This is a genomic window from Nocardia sp. NPDC024068 (assembly GCF_040638875.1).
Taxonomy (GTDB): Bacteria; Actinomycetota; Actinomycetes; order Mycobacteriales; family Mycobacteriaceae; genus Nocardia.
This window is the reverse complement of sequence record NZ_JBEZYU010000063.1, coordinates 21,430-28,555: the sequence shown is the minus strand read 5'-3', so window position 1 is coordinate 28,555 and position 7,126 is coordinate 21,430. Positions and strand designations below refer to the sequence as shown.

Genomic DNA, 7,126 nt, shown 5'->3' with positions numbered 1-7,126 from the left:
TGGAGCGACCAGAGGGAGGGAGCGCAGCGACCGACCGCCGGGAGTGAAGAACCGGGTTAATAGGGCCCCACCCTCGAGGCGCGGAGCGCCTCCAAAATTACAGCCCCGCCCGCCGGAGGCGCCGCCGAAGACATAAGCTCCCCGTGTGACTGCGTCCGAGCCCACGTTCACCCGTCCCGGCGTTCCGATGATCGCGCCGTCGATTCTTTCCGCCGATTTCTCGCGGCTGGCCGAGGAGGCCGATGCTGTGGCGGGGGCGGACTGGCTGCATGTCGATGTGATGGACGCGCATTTCGTACCGAATCTGACCTTGGGATTGCCGGTGGTGGAGAGCCTGCTGAAGGCCACCGATATTCCACTGGATTGCCATCTGATGATCGAAGATCCGGCGCGGTGGGCGCCGCCGTACGCCGAGGCGGGCGCCTACAACGTGACCTTCCACGCCGAGGCCACCGACGATCCGGTGGCGGTGGCGCGGGATATCCGGGCGGCGGGCGCGAAGGCGGGGTTGTCGGTGAAACCGAATACTCCTATCGAGCCCTATCTGGAGATCCTGCGCGATTTCGACACCCTGCTGGTGATGAGCGTGGAACCCGGGTTCGGCGGACAGTCCTTCATCCCGGAGGTGCTGGAGAAGGCGAAGGCGGTGCGCCGGCTGGTCGACGCGGGCGAGTTGCGCCTGGTGGTGGAGATCGACGGCGGTATCAACGCCGACACGATCGAACAGGCGGCGGAGGCGGGTATCGACTGTTTCGTGGCCGGGTCGGCGATCTACAACACCGAGGATCCCGGCGCGACCGTGGAGAAGTTGCGGTTGCGGGCCGCCGAGGCACGGTCGGCGCATCACGCCGGCCGCTGATCGATATCGCGGCGTCCGTCCCGCGGTGAGCGCGCTATCGGAGGGCTCGCCCGCTTTCCCGGGCGGCGTCGATCACCGTGTGCTGGGGCGGCCTGGTGCCGAGTGCTTCGGGACCTGCCACCCAGACCCGGTAACCGCTGTGTTCGTCCTCGGCCGAGGGCAGCACGATCTGGCTGCCGGTGCCGGCGACGGTGGTGTAGAGCCGGAACAATTCGGCGGCCGCGGTAGCGGTGAATTCGTCGTGGCGGGTGGGGCCGGTGAGGAATGTCCAGCGCCGCGCCCGGGGGTGGGCGAACACGGGGCCGGCGATACCGCTTGCCCGTAATGCCTGCAGGACTCGTTCGCCGAGTTCGGTGGGCATGGTCACCGCGCCGTAGGTCGCGCCCACATGGAGCAGGATGCGTTGCGCCGCCGGATCGACCACGGCGGGTAGCAGGTCTTTCTCCCGGTACCGCCGGCAATGCCGTTCCAGGGGTGACTCGGTGAATGTGGTCATAGCGGGGCGGCTTCCTCGAGTGGTGAACGTGCCGGGACAGGGCAGGGGCGACCCGGAGGCGGGGCGGTCGCGCGGATCGGTTCCGGCGCGGCGGCGACAGGGATCCGATGCCCGGACAGCACTGTCGCGGGGCCGGGGGTTCCGGAGCGCCGGCCCGCCGCCGGGGACGATCTGCCCGAGGCGTCGTGGACGTATCCGGTTGTACGGGTGAAGGCTTGTGGCACACGGTTTTCCGCGGCGGTGGCCGTCATCGGTGGAGCGCTGTGCCCGGCCGTCCCGTGCAGTGGTCGGGGTGGAGGCGAGCCGGTCACCTCACAATATTGCGTTAGCCGGTGTGAGCGTGCAAATCGAGAAACATTTCGGGTTTCGATGCTGTATCGGTAGGGGAAAGGGGAATGTTCCGGTTCGCGATCGCGGGATATTTACGCCTGTCGTGGTAGCAAAAGGTCTAGTCCTAGCGATAGTGACGCAAATCTCTTGATCGGAAAATTTACGGAAAGGGGGCGATGTGCGCCGTCGCGGCCCGGAGGCGCCGACCGGCACCCTGCCCCGCCTCGCACGCGCCCACTAGTCTGGTCGTGGACGGCGAACTGGGAATATTCGGTACCACTCCCGCCGTTCCGTATGCGGAACATCGATCTGAAACGGGAGAAGGCATGTTCACAGGCATCGTCGAGGAATTGGGCGAAATCGTCGCCTGCGAACAACTCACCGACGCCGCGCGGCTGAGTATTCGCGGCAAACTGGTGACCTCCGATGCCGGGCACGGCGATTCGATCGCGGTGAACGGGGTCTGCCTGACCGTTGTCGATGTACTCGACGATGTGTTCACTGTCGACGTGATGGGCGAAACGCTGCGGCGAAGCAGTATCGGCGGGCTGGGCCCCGGCGCCCGCGTCAATCTGGAACGCGCCGCCGCCGTGAACAGCCGGCTGGGCGGTCATATCGTGCAGGGGCATGTGGACGGCACCGGAACCATCCTGAGCCGGACCCCGTCGAGCAACTGGGAGGTCGTCCGGATCACGCTGCCGGACGCAATCGCCAAGTATGTGGTGGAGAAGGGTTCCATCACCGTGAACGGTGTCTCGCTGACCGTCTCGGCGCTGGGCCGCTCCGATTCCCCGGCCGCGGACGACGCTCGCGACTGGTTCGAGATCTCGCTGATTCCGACCACACTGAGTCTGACCGACCTCGGCGCGTCCACCCCCGGCGCGGTCGTCAACCTCGAGGTCGATGTGATCGCGAAATACGTCGAACGCCTGCAGCAGCGCGGCTGACGCCCGGCGCCGCGGCGCCGGGCGGATACCTGCGGCCGCGACCGGACCGCCTGGTGGGACACAGTAGTGTGATCGGGACCAATCGAGATGGAGCATTGCAGACGTGACCAGGTTCGACAGCATCGAGCGCGCCGTCGCCGATATAGCGGCCGGTAAACCGGTCGTCGTCGTCGACGACGAGGATCGGGAGAACGAGGGCGACCTCATCTTCGCCGCGGAGAAGGCCACTCCCGAGCTGGTGGCGTTCATGATCCGGTACACCTCCGGCTACATCTGCGTACCGCTCACCGGTGACGACTGCGACCGCCTGGGACTGCCGCCGATGTACGCGGTGAACCAGGACAAACACGGCACGGCCTACACCGTGTCGGTGGACGCCCGCGAAGGCGTCACCACCGGTATCTCCGGCGCCGATCGCGCCACCACCATCCGGCTGCTGGCCGACGGCGACGCCAAACCCAACGATTTCACCCGCCCGGGCCATGTGGTGCCGCTGCGGGCCAAGGACGGTGGTGTGCTGCGTCGTCCCGGGCATACCGAGGCCGCGGTGGACCTGGCGCGGATGGCCGGTCTGCGCCCGGCCGGCGTGATCTGCGAGATCGTCAGTCAGAAGGACGACGGGCATATGGCTCGCACCGACGAACTGCGGGTCTTCGCCGACGAACACGAACTGGCCATGATCTCGATCGCGGAGATGATCGCCTGGCGTCGCAAGCACGAGAAGCATGTGGTGCGGGTGGCGCAGGCGCGGATCCCGACGCTGCACGGTGAGTTCACCGCCGTCGGGTATCAGAGCATCTACGACGATGTGGAACATGTCGCGCTGGTCCGCGGCGACCTCGGCGAGGGCGAGGATGTGCTGGTCCGGGTGCATTCCGAATGCCTGACCGGCGATGTGTTCGGCTCGCTGCGCTGCGACTGCGGGCCGCAACTGGACGCGGCCCTCGAAATGGTGGCCGCCGAGGGACGCGGAGTGGTGCTCTACATGCGCGGGCACGAAGGCCGCGGTATCGGCCTGATGCACAAACTGCAGGCCTATCAGCTACAGGATTCCGGGCACGATACGGTCGACGCGAATATCGAGCTCGGGCTGCCCGCCGATGCGCGGGACTACGGTACGGGGGCGCAGATCCTGGTCGACCTGGGTATCCGGTCCATGCGACTGCTCACCAACAACCCGGCCAAACGGGTCGGCCTCGACGGCTACGGGCTACGGATCACCGAACGGGTGCCGATGCCGGTCCGCGCCAACGCCGAGAACTTGCGCTACCTGCGCACCAAACGGGACCGGATGGGCCACGACCTGGTGGGTCTGGACGATCTGGACCTGGGGGAGACCGCGCAGTGACGATACCCGGATCGAAAGGCGGAAACCGATGAGCGGCACCGGGGTACCGAACTTCACCCTCGCCGACGCCAAGGATCTGCGGCTGGCCATCGTCGCATCCCGGTGGCATACCGAGATCTGCGACACCCTCGTCGCCAACGCCGAACGCGTCGCCGCCGACGCCGGGGTCCGGCACACCACCGTCGCACGGTGCGCGGGCGCCATGGAACTACCGGTACTGGCCCAGGAACTCGCCCGCACCCATGACGCGGTGGTCGCGCTCGGTGTGGTGATCCGCGGGGACACCCCCCATTTCGACTATGTCTGCGACGCGGTGACCGCCGGTCTGACCCGGGTCTCGCTGGACGAGAGCACTCCGGTCGCCAACGGGGTGCTCACCACCAACGACGAGAAGCAGGCCCTGGACCGGGCCGGGCTGCCCGATTCCGCGGAGAACAAGGGCGAGCAGGCGGCCGCGGCCGCACTGGACGCCGCGCTCACCCTGCGTGGGTTACGGGCGGCGAGCTGAGCCGATGCCGGTGGTACGGATATGGCGCCGGGCGGATACCGCCCGGACGGATGAGCCCGGGTGGGAGCTGGAGGTGCGGGCGCGGAAATCGCGGCGGACCGCGGTGATCGTGGCCGCCGGTCTGCTGATCGCCTTCACCCTGCTCGGTGTGTTCCTGCGGGTCGACTACACCGGGGTGAACTTCCGGGTCGTCGACCAGTTCGCGATGGTCGCCATCGGGATATTCGGCGCGATCGCTGTCCTGCTGCTCACCCGGCCGCGAGTGCGGGCCGGCGAGCGCGGGGTGGTGGTGCGCAACGTTCTCGGCGACAACGAGTTCGAGTGGAAACATGTTCGCGGGGTCTCCTTCCCGGACCGTAAGGCCTGGGCCCGGCTGGAGCTGGTGAACGACGACTACGTGCCGATGCTGGCGATCCGTTCCAACGACGGCGAGCATGCGGCGGCCGCCCTGGATCGGCTGCGGGAACTCGGCGCGAAGTACACCGACGGGACCGGCAACCCTCGCTAGCGGGTATCTCCCAGGACCTCGCCCTCCCGGCGCGGATCGGCGCCGCCGACCCATCCGGTCTCACCGTCGCGGGCCAGCACACTCAGTCCACTGGTCTGCGGGGCCACCGATACCTGATGCCCGCGTTCCCGTAGCCCGGTGACCAGCGGGTCGTGCGCGCCGTCGGCGCTGCTGTCGATCGCCGGATGCTCGCCGCCGACATTGGTGACCGGTGTGTTCGCGGCCCCGAACGCGACCGCCGATACCGCCTGCTGCGGGTCCAGGCCCCAATCCAGCATGCCGATCAGGGTTTTCACCACGAACTGGATGATCACCGAACCACCGGGTGAACCGACGACATGAGTGAGCGCGCCCGGAGCGCCGTCGGCGCCGCGTTCGAAGACGAGCGTGGGGCTCATGGAGCTGCGCGGGCGTTTGCCCGGCTCGATCCGGTTGGCCACCGGTGCGCCGTCGGGACCCGCCGGGTCGGTGGCGAAATCGGTGAGCTGATTGTTGAGCAGGAAGCCGTCGACCATATGGAAGGACCCGAAGGCCGATTCCACTGTGGTGGTCATGGCCGCGGCATTGCCGTAGGAGTCGACCACCGAGATATGGCTGGTGCCGTGTTCGGGTTGCTGCGGTCCGGCGCCCAGCGTGGTGGGCCCGAACTCGCCGGGTTGCGCGGTGCCCATACTGCGGGCGGGATCGATGAGCCCGGCCCGGTCCCGCAGATAGTCCGGATTCACCAGCGTGTCGGGGGTATTACCCGGCAGCGGAATGTAATCGGGGTCGGCGATGTATTTGTCCCGGTCGGCGTAGGCGAGGCGTTCGGCCTCCGCGATCAGATGCGCCGCCTCGGCCCGGGGCACGCCGCCGTTGCGATCCACTCGCTCCGGAAGCAGGCCGGGAATATCGAAATTCTCCAGGATGCCGAGGGTGGCGGCGACCGTGATACCACCCGAGGAGGGACCCGGCATACCGCAGACCTCGTGCTCCCGGTACCCCGTGCACAGCGGGGACCGTTCGACAGCGCGGTAACCGTCCAGATCGGCGGCCGACAGCAGGCCGGGGGTGCGCCCGCCGCTGCCGGAGGCCGCCGCGGCGACGATGGCCTCGGCGATGGATCCGGTGTAGAACGCCTCCGCGCCCTCGGTGGCGACGGTGTTCATGGTTTTGGACAGCGCCGGATTGGTGAGCACGGTGCCCGCCGGTTTCGGTGAACCGTCGGGGTTCAGGAAATACTCGGCCGCGGCGGGATCGCGGGCCAGCTCGGCCGCGGAATCGGCGATCTGACCGGCCAGCCGGGGGCTGATCTCGAACCCCCGGTCCGCCAGCGCGACGGCCGGCTCGAACAGCTCCCGCCACTCGGTGTGCCCGTGCTCGGTATGCGCCGCCTCCAGCAACCGCACCACCCCGGGAACCCCGATCGACCGGCCGCTGGCCCGGGCGTCCGGCCGGGGTTCGGTGCGGTCGGAATCGCTGATCCAGCGCAGGTAGTTCTCGGTGGCCTCGGCGGGGGCGGTCTCCCGGCCGTCGTAGGCCTGGATGGTTTCGTGTTCGGCGTCGTAGTAGAGCAGGAACGCGCCGCCGCCGAGACCGGAGGCCTGCGGTTCGGTGAGCCCGAGCACGGTTTGCGCGGTGACCAGCGCATCGGCCGCGGTGCCGCCGGCGCGCAGCACCTCGCAGGCGGCGCGGGTGGCGTGCGAGTTGGCGGTGGATACGGCGTACCCGGTGGTGTGGACCGCGCTCATCCCGGAGCGATAGCCGGAGGCGATCTCGGGATTGGTGGCCAGGTCACGCGAGGTGGGCGCCGCCGAACCGGAGGCCGGGGCGGCGGTGATCGGGGTGCCGTTCGGGGACGGGGCGCACGGGCCCGCGGCGCCGGAGTCGTCACCGCAACCACTCAGCGAGGCGGCCACGAGCAGACCCGTGATCGACAGTGCGTACCGAATCCGTTGTACCGGGCGCATATTCCGAACTCTAGCGGTCCGGGGCGGCAGACGAGTGGGACTCGCGCGGGCGTAAGGGGTGCGTCGCCGGCGCGGGGCGCCCCGCGGCGGGCGCCGATGCCGCCGCGACCCGTTCCGCCCGATCGTGCTTCTCGCGGCGCCGGCGGCCGGGTATCGACGACAGTCGGATAAATCGTGTCCG

General features: G+C 68.6%; 7 protein-coding genes. 5 read left to right on the top strand and 2 right to left on the bottom strand.

Features of this window, described 5'->3' with window-relative positions; translation table 11 throughout:
• Positions 1-187 precede the first annotated feature (187 nt).
• On the top strand, positions 188-859 hold the full coding sequence (rpe, locus tag AB0F41_RS27920) for a ribulose-phosphate 3-epimerase (RefSeq protein WP_357428892.1): 672 nt from the start codon (positions 188-190) through the stop codon (positions 857-859).
• Between the two features lie 34 nt (positions 860-893).
• Here rpe and AB0F41_RS27915 read toward each other — a convergent pair whose 3' ends face one another.
• On the bottom strand, positions 894-1,355 hold the full coding sequence (locus AB0F41_RS27915; RefSeq protein ID WP_357428887.1) for a hypothetical protein: 462 nt from the start codon (positions 1,353-1,355) through the stop codon (positions 894-896).
• A gap of 656 nt (positions 1,356-2,011) precedes the next feature.
• On the opposite strand from AB0F41_RS27915, the gene AB0F41_RS27910 reads away from it, so the two are divergent.
• From AB0F41_RS27910 to AB0F41_RS27895, 4 genes are all read left to right on the top strand, one after another.
• A complete protein-coding gene (locus AB0F41_RS27910; protein ID WP_357428885.1) occupies positions 2,012-2,632 on the top strand; it encodes a riboflavin synthase in 621 nt (206 codons plus the stop codon).
• Positions 2,633-2,735: 103 nt separating this feature from the next.
• Positions 2,736-3,980 (top strand): bifunctional 3,4-dihydroxy-2-butanone-4-phosphate synthase/GTP cyclohydrolase II, encoded by a 1,245-nt coding sequence (locus AB0F41_RS27905; RefSeq protein WP_357428883.1) that lies wholly within the window; start codon positions 2,736-2,738, stop codon positions 3,978-3,980.
• Positions 3,981-4,008: 28 nt separating this feature from the next.
• A complete protein-coding gene (gene ribH / locus AB0F41_RS27900) occupies positions 4,009-4,488 on the top strand; it encodes a 6,7-dimethyl-8-ribityllumazine synthase (RefSeq protein ID WP_357428881.1) in 480 nt (159 codons plus the stop codon).
• Positions 4,489-4,492: 4 nt separating this feature from the next.
• Positions 4,493-4,996: a PH domain-containing protein gene (locus AB0F41_RS27895; protein ID WP_357428879.1), complete on the top strand. Its 504-nt coding sequence runs from the start codon at positions 4,493-4,495 to the stop codon at positions 4,994-4,996.
• Here the strand turns inward: AB0F41_RS27895 and AB0F41_RS27890 are convergent.
• Positions 4,993-6,945, bottom strand: coding sequence for a gamma-glutamyltransferase family protein (locus AB0F41_RS27890; RefSeq protein WP_357428877.1), 1,953 nt, complete (start codon positions 6,943-6,945; stop codon positions 4,993-4,995). The two genes, AB0F41_RS27895 and AB0F41_RS27890, sit on opposite strands and share 4 nt — an antisense overlap.
• Between the last annotated feature and the right edge of the window lie 181 nt (positions 6,946-7,126).

What these genes read in the sequence shown, in the direction of transcription:
- rpe (WP_357428892.1), top strand. Translation starts at nt 188, where the DNA reads ATGATCGCGCCGTCGATTCTTTCCGCCGATTTCTCGCGGCTGGCCGAG.
- AB0F41_RS27915 (WP_357428887.1), bottom strand. Translation starts at nt 1,355, where the DNA reads ATGACCACATTCACCGAGTCACCCCTGGAACGGCATTGCCGGCGGTAC.
- AB0F41_RS27910 (WP_357428885.1), top strand. Translation starts at nt 2,012, where the DNA reads ATGTTCACAGGCATCGTCGAGGAATTGGGCGAAATCGTCGCCTGCGAA.
- ribH (WP_357428881.1), top strand. Translation starts at nt 4,009, where the DNA reads ATGAGCGGCACCGGGGTACCGAACTTCACCCTCGCCGACGCCAAGGAT.
- AB0F41_RS27895 (WP_357428879.1), top strand. Translation starts at nt 4,493, where the DNA reads ATGCCGGTGGTACGGATATGGCGCCGGGCGGATACCGCCCGGACGGAT.
- AB0F41_RS27890 (WP_357428877.1), bottom strand. Translation starts at nt 6,945, where the DNA reads ATGCGCCCGGTACAACGGATTCGGTACGCACTGTCGATCACGGGTCTG.